At 46.8% G+C, this 20150-nt stretch carries 12 protein-coding genes; 9 read left to right on the top strand and 3 right to left on the bottom strand.

What is annotated here, in order from left to right; genetic code table 11:
- Positions 1-205 precede the first annotated feature (205 nt).
- The 6 genes from ABIO93_RS25235 to ABIO93_RS25210 are packed head-to-tail and all read left to right on the top strand — an operon-like array spanning position 206 to position 8959.
- Positions 206-1402: a lanthionine synthetase LanC family protein gene (locus tag ABIO93_RS25235; RefSeq protein WP_348072774.1), complete on the top strand. Its 1197-nt coding sequence runs from the start codon at positions 206-208 to the stop codon at positions 1400-1402.
- A 22-nt stretch (positions 1403-1424) separates the two neighbouring features.
- Positions 1425-2651, top strand: a complete 1227-nt coding sequence (locus ABIO93_RS25230; protein WP_348072842.1) for a lanthionine synthetase LanC family protein — start codon at positions 1425-1427, stop codon at positions 2649-2651.
- 11 nt (positions 2652-2662) lie between these two features.
- Entirely contained in the window at positions 2663-3583 is a 921-nt protein-coding gene (locus ABIO93_RS25225; protein WP_348072773.1) for an LLM class flavin-dependent oxidoreductase, read from the top strand.
- A gap of 20 nt (positions 3584-3603) precedes the next feature.
- Positions 3604-4506, top strand: coding sequence for an LLM class flavin-dependent oxidoreductase (locus ABIO93_RS25220; RefSeq protein ID WP_348072772.1), 903 nt, complete (start codon positions 3604-3606; stop codon positions 4504-4506).
- Between the two features lie 23 nt (positions 4507-4529).
- Positions 4530-7553, top strand: a complete 3024-nt coding sequence (locus tag ABIO93_RS25215) for a SusC/RagA family TonB-linked outer membrane protein (RefSeq protein ID WP_348072771.1) — start codon at positions 4530-4532, stop codon at positions 7551-7553.
- Between the two features lie 5 nt (positions 7554-7558).
- On the top strand, positions 7559-8959 hold the full coding sequence (locus ABIO93_RS25210; protein ID WP_348072770.1) for a RagB/SusD family nutrient uptake outer membrane protein: 1401 nt from the start codon (positions 7559-7561) through the stop codon (positions 8957-8959).
- A 750-nt stretch (positions 8960-9709) separates the two neighbouring features.
- On the opposite strand, the gene ABIO93_RS25205 is transcribed toward ABIO93_RS25210, so the two are convergent.
- The gene (locus ABIO93_RS25205; RefSeq protein WP_348072769.1) at positions 9710-13390 is read right to left on the bottom strand and encodes a T9SS type A sorting domain-containing protein; all 3681 of its coding nucleotides are present in this window, start codon (positions 13388-13390) and stop codon (positions 9710-9712) included.
- Between the two features lie 92 nt (positions 13391-13482).
- Here ABIO93_RS25205 and ABIO93_RS25200 point away from each other — a divergent pair, with 92 nt between their 5' ends.
- Positions 13483-17535, top strand: coding sequence for an ATP-binding protein (locus ABIO93_RS25200; RefSeq protein WP_348072768.1), 4053 nt, complete (start codon positions 13483-13485; stop codon positions 17533-17535).
- A 142-nt stretch (positions 17536-17677) separates the two neighbouring features.
- Here the strand turns inward: ABIO93_RS25200 and ABIO93_RS25195 are convergent, their stop codons facing one another.
- The gene (locus ABIO93_RS25195) at positions 17678-18085 is read right to left on the bottom strand and encodes an EthD family reductase (protein WP_348072767.1); all 408 of its coding nucleotides are present in this window, start codon (positions 18083-18085) and stop codon (positions 17678-17680) included.
- Between the two features lie 124 nt (positions 18086-18209).
- On the opposite strand from ABIO93_RS25195, the gene ABIO93_RS25190 reads away from it, so the two are divergent.
- Positions 18210-19082 (top strand): LysR family transcriptional regulator, encoded by an 873-nt coding sequence (locus ABIO93_RS25190; protein ID WP_348072766.1) that lies wholly within the window; start codon positions 18210-18212, stop codon positions 19080-19082.
- On the opposite strand, the gene ABIO93_RS25185 is transcribed toward ABIO93_RS25190, so the two are convergent.
- The gene (locus tag ABIO93_RS25185) at positions 19072-19299 is read right to left on the bottom strand and encodes a GNAT family N-acetyltransferase (protein WP_348072765.1); all 228 of its coding nucleotides are present in this window, start codon (positions 19297-19299) and stop codon (positions 19072-19074) included. The two genes, ABIO93_RS25190 and ABIO93_RS25185, sit on opposite strands and share 11 nt — an antisense overlap.
- 261 nt (positions 19300-19560) lie before the next feature.
- Here ABIO93_RS25185 and ABIO93_RS25180 point away from each other — a divergent pair, with 261 nt between their 5' ends.
- Positions 19561-19989: a hypothetical protein gene (locus ABIO93_RS25180; RefSeq protein ID WP_348072764.1), complete on the top strand. Its 429-nt coding sequence runs from the start codon at positions 19561-19563 to the stop codon at positions 19987-19989.
- Positions 19990-20150: the final 161 nt, after the last annotated feature.

Genomic DNA, 20150 nt, shown 5'->3' with positions numbered 1-20150 from the left:
ACCATTGACCTGCGATATTTCCCAGGAAATAACGGCGCTCTAAATTATCTATACCAAAAACTGATTTTCATAGACCATGACGATGCCGCGCCCCCGCTGTCACGCATTATAGATTCGTCGAAATTATCCCGGGGTTAGTCTATATTCTTCGTTCCCGGCCTGCGCACCTACGCACATTTGTGCATTCACCTAAAATAGAATGACCATGACGTTATCAGGCACATCAGGAATTTCCGTTGAACTTGCCACCGGCAAGATCAACGAGATCTGTGAGATCGTCACCACACACCATGAACAACTCACCAGCTTCGGATTTTCAAGAGGCTATCTCGGGATTTCTGTTTTCAATTACATGTACGCCCAGCATTCGGGGGACAAAAATTATCTGAACAAAGCCAGGCTTGCCTTCGATCATGCCTGTGATATGATTGATGGCGACCCGGATAAGAGCTATCCTCAGGATTTTGCCGAACTCGGCGTCGTTGTCCATTACCTGTACAAAGCGGAGGTGATTGATCTCGAACCCAATATTTTCCTTGGTGATATAGATACCATTTTACTCCGCAAAATGCGCTTTGAACTCAGCCAACGGAACATCGGTGGCTTTGTGAATGGTGCATTGGGCTACGGCCTCTACTTTCTCCAGCGCTCCCGGTACGACTACGAACAGTTCCAGCCCATTGTGGCAGAGCTCGTTCAGGGTATCCTCCAATGCGCGGTCCATGTTGAAAGCGGCTGCTACTGGGCATCCCACCTCATGCCCCAAAAGGAAGCCACCTACCTGAGTATGCCACACGGCTCGGCAGCTATTTTGTTATTTCTGGCCAAAGCGGTTGAAATGAACCTCTTTTCTGCAGAACCCCTCAGGGATATCACCTGTAAGGCCATTGCCTATATCAAAGCACACGAAGCACACGACAAGCATTACCACTTCATCGATATCGTACAGGAGCCGAACAAAAGCCGCCTGGCACTATGCTATGGAGATATGGGGATCGGGTACATGCTTCTCCGGGCTGGTACCGCATTCGGGAACGAAGTATGGCGCCAGGAAGGGCTCGTGTTGCTCAGGAACTGTGCCGCCCGAAAAAGCCAGTCTGAAACGGGGGTATTGGATGCCAGTATTCTTTTCGGCGCTACCGGGCTTGCGTTGATGTTCGATCGCATCGGACAGATCACGGGCGAAACCACGATGACCGATGCAGCAGAATTCTGGTACAATGAAATTCTGAAGTATGGCAATGCGGAAGGGGGTTATGCGGGTTTCAAAGCTGCGTATAACCAATGGCATACCCATACTAACCTGGCATTCAGCGAGGGTATCATCGGCATCGGATGTGGGCTCATTAAAAGCCTTAATCCCCAAAAGGTAAGCTTTGACGATTTAATCTGGCTATTCTAATCCTCATACATCCTTGAAAACCATGCAAGCCATTCAGGAAGATAAGCTCACGAGCCGCATCACGGACCACATTCCGTCGCTGACCGCTCTGATCAACGATAACCCTACGCCTCACCTTAATGTGTCCCGGGGCGAGCTCGGTACGATCCTCTACTTTTTCTACCTCGAGCGCGTGACGGGTCAGGAGCAATGGGGCCAGGAAGCACATACGCGCCTGCAAAAATTACTGAAACTCCTGATGGACGATTCAGCCACGGACATGATGAACCCTACCCTCGCCAGCGGGCTTGCAGGCTTGGGTATGACGTTGGAGGTGCTGATCAACGAAGGATTTATAGCCGACCAGTATCATGATTTTCTCAAACGCCTGGATCAGTATGTCTTCGAACATGCACTGAAAAAAATCAAAAAGGGCAATACGGATCTCCTGCATGGAGGCACAGGTGGGTTTCATTACCTCTATTACCGCCTGGAACGTAATCCCGATGTACATAATTACCTCGTCGAGTATGTCCGCAGCTTGCCAGACATTACCCAACCATTCAGCGAAGGTGCATTCTTCCGGAATACTTACGTCAGCCACATATCCCTGCCCGGGGAGGTTAACCTGGGGCTTTCCCACGGGATGGCGGCAACGATTCTGGTGCTGCTCAATCTTTACGAAGCTGGCGTGGAAGAGAAGCTTACGGAACTGCTTATACGCAAATACATTGGATTTATTACCTATCATAAAAATGCAGGGAAATACGAGTCCGGCAAGCACGCCGTTTTCCCTAATACCGTCATTGTAAACGAGCGGGGGCATAGCGAAACTACCGAAGGCAGTTATCAGGGTGGCCTGCGCTGGTGCTATGGCGATATGAACATGACGCATTTGCTGTACAAAGCCGCTGCATTGCTTGGAGAGCCCGAGTGGTTTGAACTCGCCACGGAAACCGGCCTGGCAAGCCTGGCCATCACCGACTTTGCCCATGCCCGTTGCCATGGATCCTTGTTCTGTCACGGCGCTACCGGCATTGCTCATTACTACGATTACCTAGCGCGGATCTCGGGATTAGAAGAATACCGGGCAGGGTACCGCTACTGGATGGAGGCTGCCTTCGCAGAATTTAAGAAAGAGAAAGCCGATGGACTGTATATCGACATTTCGGCTTATTTCCTGGAAGGATCGGTAGGCTCGGGGCTGGTACTATTGAACGCGTTGCTGGACGAACCCGGCTATTGGGAAAAAATTTGGTTACTCTCTTAAGCTTTCATCACATGAAAAAGCCAACCTGCGGAATTTTAGATTTCGGTTTCCGTGAGAACGGACTAAACAGCCTGCTTAAACTGGACGACGTCGTCAACTCTGCGACCACCGCCGAGGCGTTGGGTTTTTCCCGATACTGGATCAGCGAGCATCATTTCTCCCAAAAATCACTGGCATGGTCCAATCCCCAGGCTGTGCTGCCGGTTCTGGCCTCTTCTACCAAAAAAATCAGGATTGGTGTAGCCGGCGTGCTTCTGAACCTCTATTCACCCTATCACATTGCTACTTTCTTCAAAATGCTCAACAATATCTACGGCAACCGCATTGACCTCGGCGTGGCCAATGGGAAACCGAGCATTCATGCGATCAAATACGCAACCGGCGATGAAAACCTGGGGAAAAGTGAGGTGTTCGAAGAAAAATTTGCTGCCCTCATTCATTACCTGCGCGACGACGAGGACCTGTATCAGGATGGAAAAGGCGTAGTGGTACCTCCCTACAAAGGCAATGTACCCGACGTTTGGGCACTTTCAAGCTCAGCCTACCGCAGCAATGAGCGTATCATCAACCTAAAAATCAACGTTTCCAGATCTATTTGCCATGAATATGCGGAGCAGGGTTTTGCCAAGGACCGCTTGTTGCAACTGCGGGAGGACTATTTCGCCGCGAATGGTTATTATCCTAAAACCAATCTCGTGGTAGGCTTCATTTGCGACAAAACGATGCAAAAAGCCCGGCAGACAGCGGAGAAATTCAAGTCTGCCGGCCCCTGCCTGAACCTGGTCGGATGCCCTAATTATTTTCAGGAAAAAATAGCAGAATATCAGGAGCTCTACGGCGTGGACGAATTCATCCTGTACAACTACAGTGTGGATTCCAAGGAAAGAAATCTCGCAATGCGCCTCATCAGCAAGGCCGTTCTTGCTGCATAACCTCATCCACAACGAGTCCTATGAAACCAATACGAATAGGGTTAATTGATTTTGGCCAGCGTGCGCCGCACCTGAACAGTATGCTGAAATTGCAGAACGTCATCGACTATGCGGTCGCCGGTGAAAAAATGGGGTTTGACAAATTCTGGCTGGGAGAACATCATATGCCCAAAGCGGCCCTTACTTACAGCAACCCAACCAATCTTGTCCCTATACTGGCTACACATACCAAAAAAATGAGCATTGGCACAGCTGGCACACTCATCTGCCTTCACAATCCTTATCACGTTGCTTCATCTTACAAGTTGTATAACAGCATTTTCCCAAACCGCATTGAGCTAGGTTTCGCAAATGGTATGCCTTACGAAAATATCGCCCTGCATTCAACTGGTAAGAAGAAAGAGGAGGCTTACCTGGACTTTGAAAAAAAAGTAGAAGAAACCGTGTCTCTGCTGCGGAAAGAAGAGGAACTATATCGCAATGAGGGCGTTGTTTTACCTCCGTACAAAGGTTTTATGCCCGAGCTCTGGACGCTTGGCAGTTCTGAAAACAGTTTCAGACGCGCATTATCGCTTGGTACCAACTTATGTATCTGGACTAGCAGGGAATTTAAAACGGAACAGAAAGACCAGCTGGACTCCTTCAAACAACGGTTCCTCGAGCTTCACGGGCGCCACCCACAGATCAGGTCGGTGGTGATCGGGATATGCCATCCTTCGTCCCGGACGGCCGCACGGATTGCGCGCGATCAACAAGACGAGGATAAGCTGCCCTATGGCGACGTCACTTCTTTTCATGACTTCATTCAGCAATACCGCTCCTTTTTTGACCTGCACGATTTCATGTTCTTCAACGGCATTCTTGATCCCAAGTACCGGATGCAGGGAGTCAGGCAGCTGAAACACTTATTAACCGGGTCCTGAATTTCAAAATTGATCTTTTCGAAATGTGTAAATGGTTACTTTTCATCGGGCTGATGCTATGGACGACGCAGCTACATGCGCAGGACATTGCTATTGCCGGTAGGGTAACCTCTGCCGAAGATGGAGCGCCAATTCCGGGTGTTGTGGTCCGCCTCAAAGGCATCAGCAACGGAAGTATAACAGACACATCAGGCCGGTACACGCTTTCGGCGCCCGACCGGAATGCAACCCTCATTTTCCGGGGCGTAGGATTGGTTACCCGGGAAGCATTGTTGCCAGCTAATCAGCAACAGCTCGATGTACAGCTGACAGCTGAGGTGACCGATCTGAAAGAAGTAGTGGTCACGGGTTACAGTTCTGCTTCGAGGGATAAAACCACCGGAGCATACGCGGTTGTCAAATCCAGGCAACTTGAAAACACCCCATTTATTTCATTGGATAAGGCATTGCAGGGGCTTGTACCCGGGCTGCAGTCAGCGGGAGGTTCAGGGTTACCGGGTTCTTTCCAGAGTATCCGCATTCGTGGTACCGGCTCTATCAATGCTGGGGCGGACCCATTGTATGTCATCAATGGCATTCCCGTCAACACGGGAGTACTTGCGCGTAACAACCCAAATGCCAACACATTGGCAGGCATTAGTGTAAATGATATCGAACAAATTACGGTATTGAAGGACGCGGTGGCCGCCTCAGCCTACGGATCACGGGCTGCCAATGGTGTGATCGTGATTACACTTAAAAAAGGGAAGCCCGGTAAGACTGTGTTTCGGTTCAGTACTGAGGCCGGATTGGTGAATCAGGCATTTTCGAGCCCGGCTAACCGGCCTTTGAGCACCACCGAATGGCGTGAACTAACCGCCGAAGGGGTTCATAACCGATTTCCTGATCAGTACCCGGATATAAACGCCGCTATGCAATTTGTAGATAAGACCTTTGGCGTGAATCCGGCAGTCAACACGAACTGGCTTAAAGAGGTAACCCAAACCGGCAAAACCGCTCAGCATCATTTCTCTGCTGCGGGAGGTAATGATAAAACCAACTTTTACATCAGTACCGGATATCTTTCCCAAACCGGAAATGTAATTGCCAGCGGCCTCAAGAGGTTTACCGGAAACCTGGCGCTGGAACATCTAGCGGGTAAGAAAATTACTTTGAGAACGTCCCTGATGATAGGTAACACCAGTCAGTACGGGCCTGATAATGGCGGTGCATTCTCCAATCCTGTGCTTGCCGCCTATTTTTTGCGACCTTCGCTGTCTCCCAAAACCTTGGAAGGGGATCCAAACATTTCGGCTCCCGATTTTCCTGCCGGTGGTCTTTACAATCCCCTGGCCATCGCCGAAATGGACCGGAGAAAAACCTCCAACCTAAAAGGTATCCTATCTTTTGCCGCTGATTACCGACTTTCAAAACAGCTGAAACTAACTTCAAGACTCGGAATTGACTATAATACATTGGAAGAGGATAGCTACAACAATCCTTTCTATGGTGATGCGATCAACGAAAACGGACTTTCGGCTCGGGGTTATGCAAGATATTTCAATTGGATATGGAGCAATCTGGCGGAGTACAACCGAAGTTTTTCCGGTAATGATTATGCATTGCACCTATCCGCTGGCTATGAAGCGCAGAAGTCTACACATTACTTCAACCGGACCGTTGTAATTGGCTTACCGCCCGACCTGGACATTCATGTTCCTTCCGCGGGCGCTGTGACGCAATCCGGTGAAGGAAGCAATAGCGACTATGCATTCATTTCTGCACTCGCATTGATGGATTTTTCGATTAAAAATAAATGGCTTATCTCAGGAAGTTTTCGACGCGACGGTTCCTCCCGGTTTGGTTCCGAACGGCGTCACGGCAACTTCTGGTCTGTGGGAATGGCCTGGCATTTGGATCGTGAGGATTTTTTCAAAGGTATCCCTTTCATCAATGAGTTGAAACTCAGAGGATCCTACGGTTTCAATGGCAATGCATCCATTGGAAACTATGATTGGCAAGCTGCCTATGCCTACGGTAAATCCTATAACTATCTGGGAAATACGGGAACCGCACCGGTAACCCCGGGCAACAATAACCTGACCTGGGAGCTTAATAAACCGCTCAATTTCGGTTTCGATATGTCTCTGTTGAAAGGCCGTCTCACATTTGTTTTGGATTGGTACAACAGGATCACTTCTAATCTGCTGATCGACGAGCCCTTATCGGGAACTTCGGGTTTTGCAACCTACAAAAACAATGCAGGCTCCATGCGTAACCGGGGCGTGGAAGTCGGGCTGTCGGGCAATGTGGTCCGGTCCGGTCCGTTTTTATGGGATATCTTTTTCAACATTGCCTGGAACAAAAACAGAATCTTGTCATTGCCTGATGATCGTGACATCGTTACAGGTGCATTCATCCGACGGGCAGGAGAAGATCTGCAATCGTTTTATCTGAAGCAATGGGCGGGTGTAAATCCCGAAACAGGTGTACCTCAATGGTATAAGGATGCTTCCCGGACGGAAACGGTAGCGTCATATAATGCCGCCGGACATGCTATTGCAGGTTCCGCATCGCCGCGTGCGTTCGGGAGTTTCGGCTCAGGCCTGAAATACAAGAATCTGAGCCTGGATTTTCAATTTTATTACAGCTACGGACAAATGGTACGGGATGCCTGGGCAAGCTACACGCAAAGCGATGGTTATAATCCCAATTTTAATGTAGTGTCATCACAGCTCGAAAGATGGCAGAAGCCCGGCGATATCACCAGTGTACCCAGGTATGTTTATGGCGGGGCCAATGCTTCTAATGCCGCTTCCAGTCGCTTCTTGTACAATGGCGATTACCTGCGGCTTCGCAACCTGACATTGGGATACAAAATCCCGCACACATTCCTCACACGCACCGGTGTGACAAGTGCGAGGTTGTATCTCAGAGGCGCCAATGTGCTTACCTGGGTCAGGGACAAAAAGCTTCCTTATGACCCTGAAACCAACCTCAACAGTACGGCCAATTTCGACGTTTTCATTCCAAAGACATTCACCGGTGGTGTTCAAATTGAATTTTGAAGAACATGAAAAAGACTAGGATATTTTCCATGGCAATTCTAATGGTACTCCTGCTTTTTGCTGGCTCGTGCCGTCAATCTTTCCTAGACCTTGATCCCTATACGCAAGTCCCGGCCGATGCGGCAATCCTAACAACCAGTGACCTTCGGGCTGCATTGAATGGATGCTATGCCCAACTCACCAGCCCCAATCTTTTCGGGCGATCGCTTCCTTTGATTGGAGATCTGGCTTCGGATAATGTCTATATTTCCACACGAAATTCAGGAAAATACATTGCCTTCGACCAAAATCTGATTACTACCAACAATGCCGAATATAAGGGTATATGGTTTGACGCGTATACCGCCATATTGAGAGCGAATAACATAATTAATGCCAATTTACCGCCTGATCAGAATGTAAAACAGATTAAAGGAGAAGCCTATGCACTGAGGGCGCTCATGTATTTTACTTTGGTCAAAACGTTTGCCAGACCATTCACAGACGACCCGTTACTCCCTGGTGTACCACTTGTCTTAACCTACAATCCTACTGCCACACCGCCCAGAAGTAGCATTAGTGAGGTATATCACCAGATTACTACGGACCTGGACTCCGCTGCAAGCTTGATCGTGGCTGACAATGGTTCCGCGCGTTTTTCCAGGCCCGCCGTCCTGGCTATCGCCGCGAAGGTAAATCTCTATCAGGCAGATTATGAAAAAGCATTTGTTTTGGCACAGGAAATCATAGAGGAAGGCCAGCATACATTACTTTCACGAGCTGATTTCCTTTCCTATTGGGCATCTCCCAAGCCGCACACCTCTGGCGAAAAACAGGAAACATTATTCGAAATATCAGCAGACGAATCGTCGAATGCCGGCTCCGATGAACTGGCCAATATGTATATGCAAGCCGGATATGGCGACCTGCTCGCCGGGGAATCGTTGGCTAAGCTTTATTCTCAAACCGACATTCGCGGGAAATTAATTACTGTCGGGAAAAGAGAAGCTGCTGAGAGCCCTGCATACATTGTTAATAAATATAGTCATTTGAATGCCGATCAAGACGACAAAAAAGTGATCCGGTTATCCGAAATTTATCTGATCGCCGCAGAATCCGCATTTCGCCTGCATCGTGAAGACAGGGCATTATTTTATCTGAATCAATTGGTGAAAGAGCGGGATCCCATTCACCAGTACAGCTCGTCCGGAAAAGCGCTTCTGGAAGACATCATTTTGGAACGGAGAAAAGAACTGGCATTTGAAGGAGATCGCTTTCACGACCTGAACCGTTTGCAAAGTGAGATCCAAAAGAAAGACGGTCAATTTAAAGCGACCATCCCATATAACCACCCCTTTCGGATCGGCCCTATTCCCGAGTCAGAGATGAATGAAAATCCAAATATTGGTCAAAATGTGGGGTATTGATTAACCGATTTGAAACAGTGAAACCGCAAAATTGACCACCAACTTAGTTGTCAGATTCAGATTGATTGTTCAGCAAATACATTTAGCCTCTCCCGCGGGTTCGAGCTCAGTCTAAAAAGAATAAGATACAGGCAGGCCGGATATATATGATGGAATAATCGATCCAGCGAAGCGCCCAGATGCCAATCCAAGTCGTTGGGTGTGGTAAGATAGATGGCAAAATAACCTAAAAGCATTAGACTAATCACCATGAATGGTAAAGTCATTACAAACGGAGTTCTATGTATTAACAGAACTGCAAATAGCACAAGCAAGATCCAATAGTAGCTGGTAGACACTATAAAAACGTGTTTTGCGATCAGTAGGTAGCGAGTCGGGTTTACAATCATCGCCAATAGGTCGGTGCCTCTACCTGAATTAATTAAATCATTCTCTGGCGCGAGCATTACTTTGAAATGTATCAGGATCAATATCGGCACTAAACCACCTACAATATAGCGTAAAACCATTGTTGGCTTCTTGTAATGAAAGAACATGAATGTGCCCGAAAAAAAGAATGATGCGAGCCAGAATTCTAGCCAGTCTAATACCGCAAGCAAAACTGCCTGAGGGTATCTACCAGGTATTGCTAAAAGGTAGGGGCGGCTTTATGACCAATACCAGGTTTGTGGTTGAAAATCAAAAACCCCGGCAGCGGTTGTTACCGCTGTCGGGGCTCAGGAGTTTAGGAATATGATACGAGAAGGTTTGTTATTGCTTCACAAATCGCTGACGATGCAACTGACCGTCATTCGTTTTAATCTCCACAATGTAGATTCCCGCTCCCAGGCTGCCTACGGAAAGCTTATTGGAAATATATTCCTGATGGAGCACTAAACGCCCGTTCGAGTCAAAGAGGTTTATTCCGACCAGAGTCTTACCAATATCGGCTGTAAAATGCAGCTCCTCTACGGCTGGATTTGGAAAAATGGCGAACAGCGTGTTTTCTCCAAATTGAAGACTACTGATCCTGCTGTATGCAAAGCTTCCGTCGGTGTCGATCATTTTGAGACGATATAGATTTTCACCGCTCGCAGGCTGGGTATGGATAAAATTATAGTCAATGGATACCGAACTTTCTCCTTTGGCGGATACAGTGCCAATCTGATACCATTTTTTTCCATCCAAGCTATGCTCAATTTCGAAAGCTGAGCTGGTGACCTCGCTCACTGTCTGCCAATCCAGGGAAGCCTGGCTCTCCCTTTTTGTAGCTTTAAAATAGGAGAGTTTGACTGGCAATGCGCCTTCCGACTGACCACTTACAAAGAACCCACTGAAACCCGTAATAGGGAAAGTCACTTTCCAGATGGTATTCCCCTCGATCGCCTCGACGGTTACATCGGTAATGACCACGGTGGAACCTGAGTAAGTTTCGGGGAGACCACTCGCACTGGTGCCGTGGTACTGCACGATTTTGAGGTTTGCCGGAAGGCTGGCATTATGGGCATTGCCATAGGCCGCATTATAGTTATCAAATTCCTGTTGAGTAAAAAACAATGTTATTTTGGCTGTCGCCTCCTCCTGCGTATCGGTTGGAGTAAGGTCCACATGACGGGTCAAAAAGTGCTTGTTGCCAGCTACCAGGGTTTGTCCGCTGGCTACGTACATTTTTGCTGTTACATATTGCTGAAACCAGGATTCACTACCAGTCGGTTCTATCAGAGCCAGGGTTTTGCAATCCTTGGGAAAGGAAGTCACGCCCGCAAAGACGGGAAGAACAACGGACTCTCCATCCAGCGGCATACCACCCGGGCCGGGTATGCTTTGCAATTCATAAGCCCCCATGTCAACTTGCCCGTTAAAGACCCGGTCAATTCCAGTGACATCTTTTGGATTATTTGGAAAATATTGCAGTGCGGATTCACTTCCCCGGTTTACTGCCGGTGAACAGCTTGTGAGGCTGAAATCTGACATAGCCGGGTTTGTAAATTGCGGATTTGTGGTTCCGCTGAGATTCTCATACTCGGTATTCGCCCCCATTTCCTGTACCAGACTGTTTGAGACATATGCCTCACTGTTGTTATTGTAGATACCGCTGCTGTTACCGTACAAAATGGAATTCATCATCAGCATATAGGACTCATGATTAAATACAGCTCCTCCGGTACCTGCGGTATTGTTGGAAAACGTGCTATTGAGTATGTATGGGCTGCAATTGTTACTATAAATTGCACCGCCTTCATTAGCTTCATTGTTGTAAAAAACACAATTGTAAATCCCCATCTCATTGGCATAAGCCAATACGCCCCCGCCTTGGCCGCTCAAACTCTTGTTCCCGCTAAACGTGCAGTTTTCGATTTTTACTGACGCATAATAGTTCATAATTCCTCCACCCCCCTCTTCGGCCACATTGTCTTTGAACGTACAATTGGAAATCGTTGGGGACGATCCTTCGTTATATATACCTCCCCCTTGCGAAGCCTGACCTCCAGTAATAGTAAAGCCGTCCAGTATGTCATTATTTGTCAGGTTGTTATAGTTGTTATGAATAACGCTCATGCCATTTCCCTTCAGAATACTGACACCCGGGGCGGTTCCCTTTGGCAAAGGATTTGGACGTTCCTCAAAGGTTGTTTCGCTCCCGTTGAAGCTTCCGTATATTTTCACACCTTTTACCATTGAAAAGGATTCGTCCGGATTGGGCTGATATTCCCCTTTGGCAACCCAGATCTGATCATCCGGCGTTACTATTGAAAGCGCCTGCTGCAATGTCGGGAACGCCGAGGGCCAGGTGCTACCATCCGGATTTGCTGCGGCACTGGCCGCACTGACTCGGTATATGACGGGAAGTTTGACCTCATAGATACCCAGATCAATTACATTATTTTCCACGCGCTTGTTGCCCTCAAATTCAATCGGCTGGTCATCTCCATTGACTGGAAAGATTGTCAGGTTTGTTGCCGGGCTACCCGCATTGATCCCCGGACTGTCATTATTTAAAGTGTAAACGTTATTCGCTGAGTCGGTAAATTTTGGGTCTGCGTCAATACTGTGATCCATGCCGGGATAACCTCCCTGGATGAGACTGTACGAGATCACCGGAGCGCCCGTGAACGTGCTTGTGTTACTAATACCGCTGACGGATCCAGAGAATGAGGCATCTGGGTTATTCCAGATGATGCTGTTAAGAACGGTTGGTGAAGAAGCATTGGCGTTACAAATCGCCCCACCATTTCCGGTGCTGCTGCTACCCGCTACTTCGTTGCCAGAGAAAGTACAGTTGGTGATGACAGGCGATGAATTGTCATTGTAAATTGCTCCGCCATATCCCTGACTGGTCCCTTTGGCTTTGTTGCCCACGAAAATACATTGTGTAATAATCGGGCTTGAGTTCACATTATAAATCCCGCCGCCTAGCCCTGTGACCTTGGTGTTATCCGTTTCATTGCCTTTGAAAAAACAGTTGACGATCGTAGGAGAGGAATTGGCATTGTAAATTCCCGCACCAGAGCTAGTACTGCCTGAGGGAAAGCCGAGCCCACCCGAGATATAGAAGCCATCAAGTAATGCTGTATTGTCAATGTTGCTGTTTTTGATCACGCTGCTTCCATTTCCCGATAGCACCGTTTTATTGGATGTAGGTTCGCGGTCGTTGACCTGCTCTTCGGATCCCGAAAATCCGCCGTAAACTTTTACTCCGTTTTTCAAGGCGAAAAACTCGCCGGCAGCTTCCGGTTTATATTCAGCCCTCGCCACCCATATCTGTTTGATATTGGCGTTGAGTTGTGCTGCCCTTAATGCGTAGCTCACTTCCTTTAATGCAGAATTCCAGGTACTGCCTGTTCCGGGTGTGCTCACAGTTTTATCTACAAATAAAACCCCATCCGGATTCGGCGCGGCTTCGTCTGCCGGATCGTAGGAAGATACCGACCCATTAATGACCAGGTCATCGATCGCCGAATAGTTTTGGTTATGCGTATCGCTATTGGTTACCGATATGGCAATGGTGACCTTGTTTCTGAGCTTGGATTCTGTCTTGGTACGGGTAATATTGATGAAATCGGTGGACGAGGTGAATGAACCGCCATAATTTTCTCCGTCTACCTTAATCTGAAACGTGGCTCCGTCCGATGAAAATCGTTTAAAGCTGATACTGGTAATTTCAGCCTGCCTACGCTCCGCCATGGTTAGTGTGAGTATGTAGGTATGATTATGACCAAGCAGCGCGGCGGCATAACTCGAGTGCGAAAAAAAGTACAGGTTACCTCCCGTGGAAGTCCAGGCCCCTGTGATGTTTGAATTGATCGAGGTCGGATTCTTGAAATTCTGATTATTGAAGTTATGACTGTATATTATTTCGGCAGATGCCGAAAAGGACACAGCAAGTTCCATAACCAGAAGAATGAAGAACATTCGCAGGCAAAAAGTGACTGGTAGAAGTTTTGTTTTCATAGTTTGAGCGTCGATGTGGTTTTGATGCAATATTCGCCGGAGAACACCGTAGACATTGTCATTTTTTCGTCAAAAACTGTTCATTTTTCGTCATGAAACTGGATTTTGAACCAGTTTTGTGGTATTTTTTCGGCATTAATTCCAACCTCACAGAAATCACACACGTGCTGGACAGATCGGATCAATTTCCCGGGTACCTGAAATTTCTCTTACTTATTGGTATACTGCTTATCCAGTCTTTCTATTTGGTTTTTGCGCAGTCGGTCATCTTCCCGCAACCGGAGACCATTGCCGCCAAACAAGGACTACCGCAGGGGTTTGTTCCCGGTATTCTTCAGGATGAGCGAGGTTTCATTTGGATGGCTACCCGCGACGGACTTTGCAGGTACGACGGTCATCATTTTAAGGTATATCACCCGGGTGACGGCGACGGTCCTTCACTCTCATCTCCCGGCCTGGAAAATCTGCAACTCGGACCCGACAAAAAAATCTGGATTACGTCGGATCAAAGTAATATAGATGTCTTTGATCCGATCAGAGAAACTTTTATGAATTATTCGCGACAGCCGTTCTTCAGGAAGGCATTCGGCAAAACCTTTATCAAGGGTATTTTCCCGGATCAGCAAAACCGTCTTTGGATTATCACCGATCAACCAGGAGTTGTTTCAATAGATTTGAATGGGAAACGCCTGCACCGTTATCAGAACCCGGTTGGAAAGGGTAGCATGTTAGGAAATACTGTTGTTCGGGATATGACTGAGGACAGGCAGGGAAACATATGGGCCGTGACTAGAAACGGAATTTACAGGCTTGGAAAAAACAGCAGCAAATTCGAAAGATACCGGTCCGGCAGCTCTGAATTCAATGCGAATGAAAGTAAGGTGTATGCGATGAAAGAAAGGCGCAATGGTGAATTGCTGTTGTTGTCGACGAACCGTCTGATCATACTCAAACCACTGACAGGCGAATGTCGTGGTTATGACTTGCCGGAAGACAAAAAGCCGGAGCTGAAACACATCATCACAGTGGACAGCAAGGGGAATGACTATTTTTACCGGATGGATGCGCTGTTTCGTTACAGTGACAACGAAGGTGTGCAGGTACTGCCGAAACAGCCTGATATAAAGGATTACAAAAGTGTGTTTGTGGATCGTTCGGACGTTCTCTGGGCCGGAACAGACGGCAATGGTGTCCGTAAATTCAACTTGCGTGCCGGCTACTTTAATACCGCTTCATATAGCATAGGGTTCATCAAGGATCTGCTGATCAGGTTTCTGAAAGTGCCTGAAAGTGAAGTTGCAGTATTACCCAAAGATATGTTCCCCTATAACTTCCGGTACACCTTTGACCGGGCGGGAGATATGTGGTTCAATGCCGGAGCGACGCCTTTTTACAAGCTGGAAATGAGAACGAAAAAGCTCCTCACCATTCCATTTCCGGTTACGATCAAAGATATCAAAAGGTCCGAGCTTTCGATATCTCTCGCCACAGACCCTGATGGGAAGATCTGGGCAGTACATGATACGCTGGTTCAATGGTATGAAAACGACCAGTGGAATACATTCATGCATCCGCTGAGGCCGCAGATAGAATCCGGAATACATCAAATAGTTGTAGACAGGCAGGCACTTTGGATCGCTACGACCGCGAGGGGACTATACCGGGTTGATAAAATCACGGGTGCCGTCAGACATTTTACCAACCAGGCAGGATCGCCTAATTCTCTGAGTAATAACAATTTGTACTGCCTCTCCGGCGATCCGCTTGACGACAATTTGCTTTGGGTCGGCACTTTCGGCGGTGGCCTGAACTGCTTTAACAAGCGTACGGGCCTGAGTCGGAGAATCACAAAAAAAGAGGGGCTTCCAAACGATGTAGTTTACGCGGCGATCCCTGATCGGTACGGGCATGTTTGGGTCGCTACCAACCAGGGGTTATGTCAAGTCGATAGGAAAACTTTCAAGACGCGTACCTACACACGGGAAGACGGGTTGATGGGTGAGGAATTTAATCGTTTTCACTTTTTACAACTTCCAACGGGCCCAATCTTCATGGGTGGGTTGGAAGGCATTACCGGATTTGACCCCAGCCGACCTAACGAAGATCATTATCAGCCGCCTGTTCATCTGACCTCGGTTTTCATCAATAACCAGGAACTGCTTCCAGGGACTTTGACAGGACGATTGCCGATCACTTCGATCAGTCAGCTAAAACTGGATTATAACCAAAATTTCGTGACCGTTGAATTTGCAGGCCTTCAGTATAACCGTAGCGACCGGATCAAATTCAGGTACCGGCTGGAAGGGCTTGAGCCAGAATGGACGGAGACCGAAAATCCCGTAACTGTGTACACCGACCTCAAACCAGGCAATTATGTACTCCGAATGAATGCCTCCAACACTGTCGGGAATTGGAGTAGTCACATTCGAACGCTTGAAATTGATATCAGTCCGCCGTGGTGGGCTACATGGTGGGCTTATGCAGGGTATGCCCTGGCTTTTATCGCCATTTGTTACTGGTTTATAAGCTTTTATATCAACCGGCTAAAAATGCGGCAAATAATTGCTTTCTCGGAGAAGGAAGTTGCACTTAAAGTGAAAGAGGCAACCCAGTTACGAGAAGTTGACGAGATCAAAACCCGTTTCTTTTCCAACATTACCCACGAGTTTCGTACGCCGCTGACGCTGATCCTGTCGCCAACCGAACAGATGCTCACCGAGTCGCGGGAAGGTAAGGATGTCAGCCGTTTGTCGCTTGTTAAACGCAATGCACATCAGCTCTTAAATCTGGTAAACCAGTTGCTGGACCTATCCAGGCTCGAATCAGGGCGCATGACGGTCAGGGAAGTGGAGGGTGATCTCGTCGATTTTATCGGGCAACTGGTGCAGGCGTTTAAACCCATTGCCGACGACAAGGGAATCGTACTGGAATTTGAGCATCTTCTGAACTCTGAAAATTATTGGTTTGATAAAGAAAAACTCGAACGGGTCCTGAACAACCTTTTGTCAAATGCAATCAAATTCACAAATAGTGGAGGAATGGCCCAGATCCGTTTAAAAGGCATGGAATCGGGTGTGGAAATCATAGTTGGGGACACTGGAATAGGCATTATGGCTGAGAATCTGCCTCACATTTTTGAACGATTCTACCGGATTGATGACAATGGAGAGGAGACGCAGACTGGGTCGGGGATCGGGCTTGCCATTGTAAAAGAGCTTGTTGAATTACAAGGCGGGACTGTATCAGTGCGTAACGACGATGAAAAACTCAGTACACTTTTTACATTGCATCTTCCTTTCCGGCAGGCTGGCCTGACGAAGGTTGGGTCATTGGCTGGATATCAGACAACCGGAGAGCGATTTGAAATTGCTGCTGACAATGGAAACGCATTGCGGGCGGATATTCTCCTGGTGGAAGATAATATTGAGCTGGGGGATTTTATCGCCGACAACCTGACCGGGCAGTACAACATTCACCGGGCTGCGAACGGCGCCGAAGGGCTGATTCTAGCTGCTCATTTAATGCCGGACCTGGTCATTAGCGATGTGATGATGCCCGTGATGGATGGATATACATTGTGCCAAAAATTAAAATCGGATTTGCACACCAGTCATATCCCTGTCATTCTTTTGACTGCAAAAGCCGCCGTGGAGAGCCGTATGAGCGGTTTGCAGTTTGGTGCGGACGACTATATTACCAAACCTTTTCATTTGCCGGAGGTGAAGCTGAGAGTCCGTAACCTCTTGCTGAGACAGCAACGATTTAACGATTGGCTTCGCATCAATTTAAGCCAGCCAGGCCCGTTAACTTCGATTCCGGAAAGTGAAATATTGGACCCGTTTTTGGAAAAGCTATATGCGATCCTTGATTCACAGCTTGACAACACAGACTTTGGCGTCAGCGAACTTGTCAAAGAAATCGGCATGAGTAGTTCAAGCCTGAACAGGAAATTGAAAATCCTCGCGAACCTGTCGGCTGTGGAATTGATACGGAATTACCGACTGAAAAAGGCAGCTGTATTTCTGAGCGGGGGCAAAACGGTATCTGAATCTGCCTACCTGGTCGGGTTCGACAACCTTTCTTATTTTGCCCGGTGCTTCCGCGACTTGTACCAGATGACCCCGACTGAATTTATTGAGAAATAACGGGTTCACGCAAAAGTCGAAAAGAGCTGCTCACCGAGTGCTCACCTGAAAGATTGCTCTGTAAAAACGTATGAAGGAGAAGAATGAAATGATTGAGCGGCTGGAAAGGTTGATAACCAGCCGCTAAATGGTTATGCAGCTTTTACTTCACCACCTCACTCACTAGGATAACGGGGCTGACATTAGTATAATTTGTAAAATCGGCACGAATGGCGTCTCTATTCGGCGCAATCGCCGCTTGATATTCGCTCAGGTTTTTTACATAAAATGTACCGATAGCCATAAAAGGCAGTGGTTGGTTAGGAATACCACTGGCAACTCCTTTTTCAATGGTGTATTTAACCAGATTTGATCCCAAAAACGCGGCTACCATAGGCATGTGCTTGGTTTCATAATACTCCATATTGAAGGTTTTACCCTCAGCAAAGGGGTACATGACGGATATTTTGGTTAAGCCTTTTTCAACAGCAGCCGTGTTCTGCTTTTCCTGACTAAACGCTGCGAAACAAGTGGTCAAAAGGATGAACGATACAAATAGTTTTAATTTCATGACTAAGTTTTTTAAGTGAAATAATGTTCATTTTGAAAGATTATCCTACAAATATTAAAACTACGCCTTAATTTGCAAAACGCTATTTTTCGATGAAAATAATCGAAAAAACCGATTTAGAAATATGGAATTAAGGCAGCTCAAATATTTTTTAAAAGCGAAGGAGTTATTGAATTTTACGGAAGCCGCAAGGGCTTTGAATATTAGCCAAAGTACTTTATCACAGCAAATTAAGCAGCTAGAAGATGAGTTAACGGTGCCTATGTTTAACCGTATAGGAAAAAGAATTACACTTACCGAAGCTGGTAAACTGTTTAGTGAATATGCTTTGCAAAGTATAAATAGAGCTAGTGAAGGGCTATTGCTTTTGCAGGATTTGAAAAATCTGAATACAGGCAAAGTGACGATCGGTGTGATTTACTCCATGCGAATCCTTTTTGCCAGAACACTGATACAGTTTGCAACGCAGTATCCAAATGTCAAAATCCAGGTTGTATTTGGCACAACGAAAGACCTTATGGAAAGACTTAATCTGCATCAATTTGACTTTATCTTGACATTCCATGAAGAATCCAGAGAACCCCACCTAAAATATCAGACACTTTTAAAAGCAAATATGGTGTTGGTAACTTCCAGCAATTCATCATTAGCCCAAAAGACCAATATATCACTTTACGAAGTAGCCGAGCTGCCCCTGGCCTTACCTTTCAGCGGTAGCAGTACGATACAGTTTTTTGAGGAATCATTCGGTCAAAAAAATCTGGTCCCGAACATTTGCATGGAAATAAATGATATCCCTACGCTATTTGAAATTGTAAAAACAGGGCATTGGCACACCATACTGAGTGAGACCAGCGTAAACGACCCCGATGTAGTGGGTATTCCCATTGATGGAAAAAATATGAGGCGAACGATCATGATTATTTCTCTCAGAGAAGCCTATGAAAAGAAGGCCGTGAAAAAGTTTTATGAGATGCTCTCCTTTCTCAGTCATTAATGCCCAACCGCATGGCGGTAAGATGCTTTGTGAAACCCGTTTTTTCGTAGGCTTTAATGGCTGCAATATTTGCTTCATACACATCGAGACGCAACTCCGTAATGTTTTGAGATATAGCCCATTGCCTTAGTGTCCCGATAACTTTCTGATTGACTCCTTTTCCACGATAAGCCGGTTCTACATACATAAAACCAAGACAGTGTAGCCGTTCTGACAAGGATTTCTGACATCTACTGGGAGAATTAAATGTTATAAAACGCGTAGCGGATTTTGAGTTGTAAACGGCTAAATCTAGGGAAAAAGTCGCTCCTTTTGAACCAGGTCTATGAAAATGTCCCCGAGGCAGTAAGATTGCGAAGCAGAAATAAAAATCACATCCGATTTATTCCCTGGCCAAGCCATGGTATATTGCTAATTTCCCGCTTTTTAATGAACAATAATAATCTGGTTGCGGAAGAAAAGTTAACCAAGGAAACCCATGAACATGATCAACAGCACATTTTTATTGCGATTTGCGGTTATAGTAATCCTGTTGGCGCACAGCGTGCCGGGTATGTTCGATAATGGCATCAACGATTTTGGAAACCTATATTTGAATCAGGTAGGCTTCGCACCGGCCGGGGTACCCATTGCCTGGGCCATCAAGCTATCCCATGTATTGTGCGCACTTTGCCTGCTGTTTCAAAAATATGTCAAATGGGCAGGCGGAATTACCATACTGATCCTGCTTGCCGGTATTGTAATGGTACATTTCAAAGAAGGGTGGTTTGTAGTTGGCGGCGGGCGGAATGGTGTTGAGTTCAATTTCCTGCTCATATTCGTATTGCTAACGATCATGTTTTCTACCGAGTTATCCAACCGGGTTTCCAACCGGGTTTCCAACCGGGTTTCCAACCGGGTTAAATAAATACAGTCGTGACAAATGAGTGACCCGGCTTATTTCAGCAGGCTGTTTTTCTCTATCAATCTCAACCGCACAACGCTTTGTAACTATTTGTTGATTTCTTTTCTATTTTGAATTGAAAGGATTAATTTGGATTGAAAATAAGCCATTGAAAAAATGAAAAA

Source organism: Dyadobacter sp. (assembly GCF_039919315.1).
In the GTDB taxonomy this organism is placed as follows: domain Bacteria; phylum Bacteroidota; class Bacteroidia; order Cytophagales; family Spirosomataceae; genus Dyadobacter.
The sequence above is the reverse complement of the archived record's forward strand: the minus strand, read 5'-3'. Positions and strand labels throughout refer to the sequence as shown.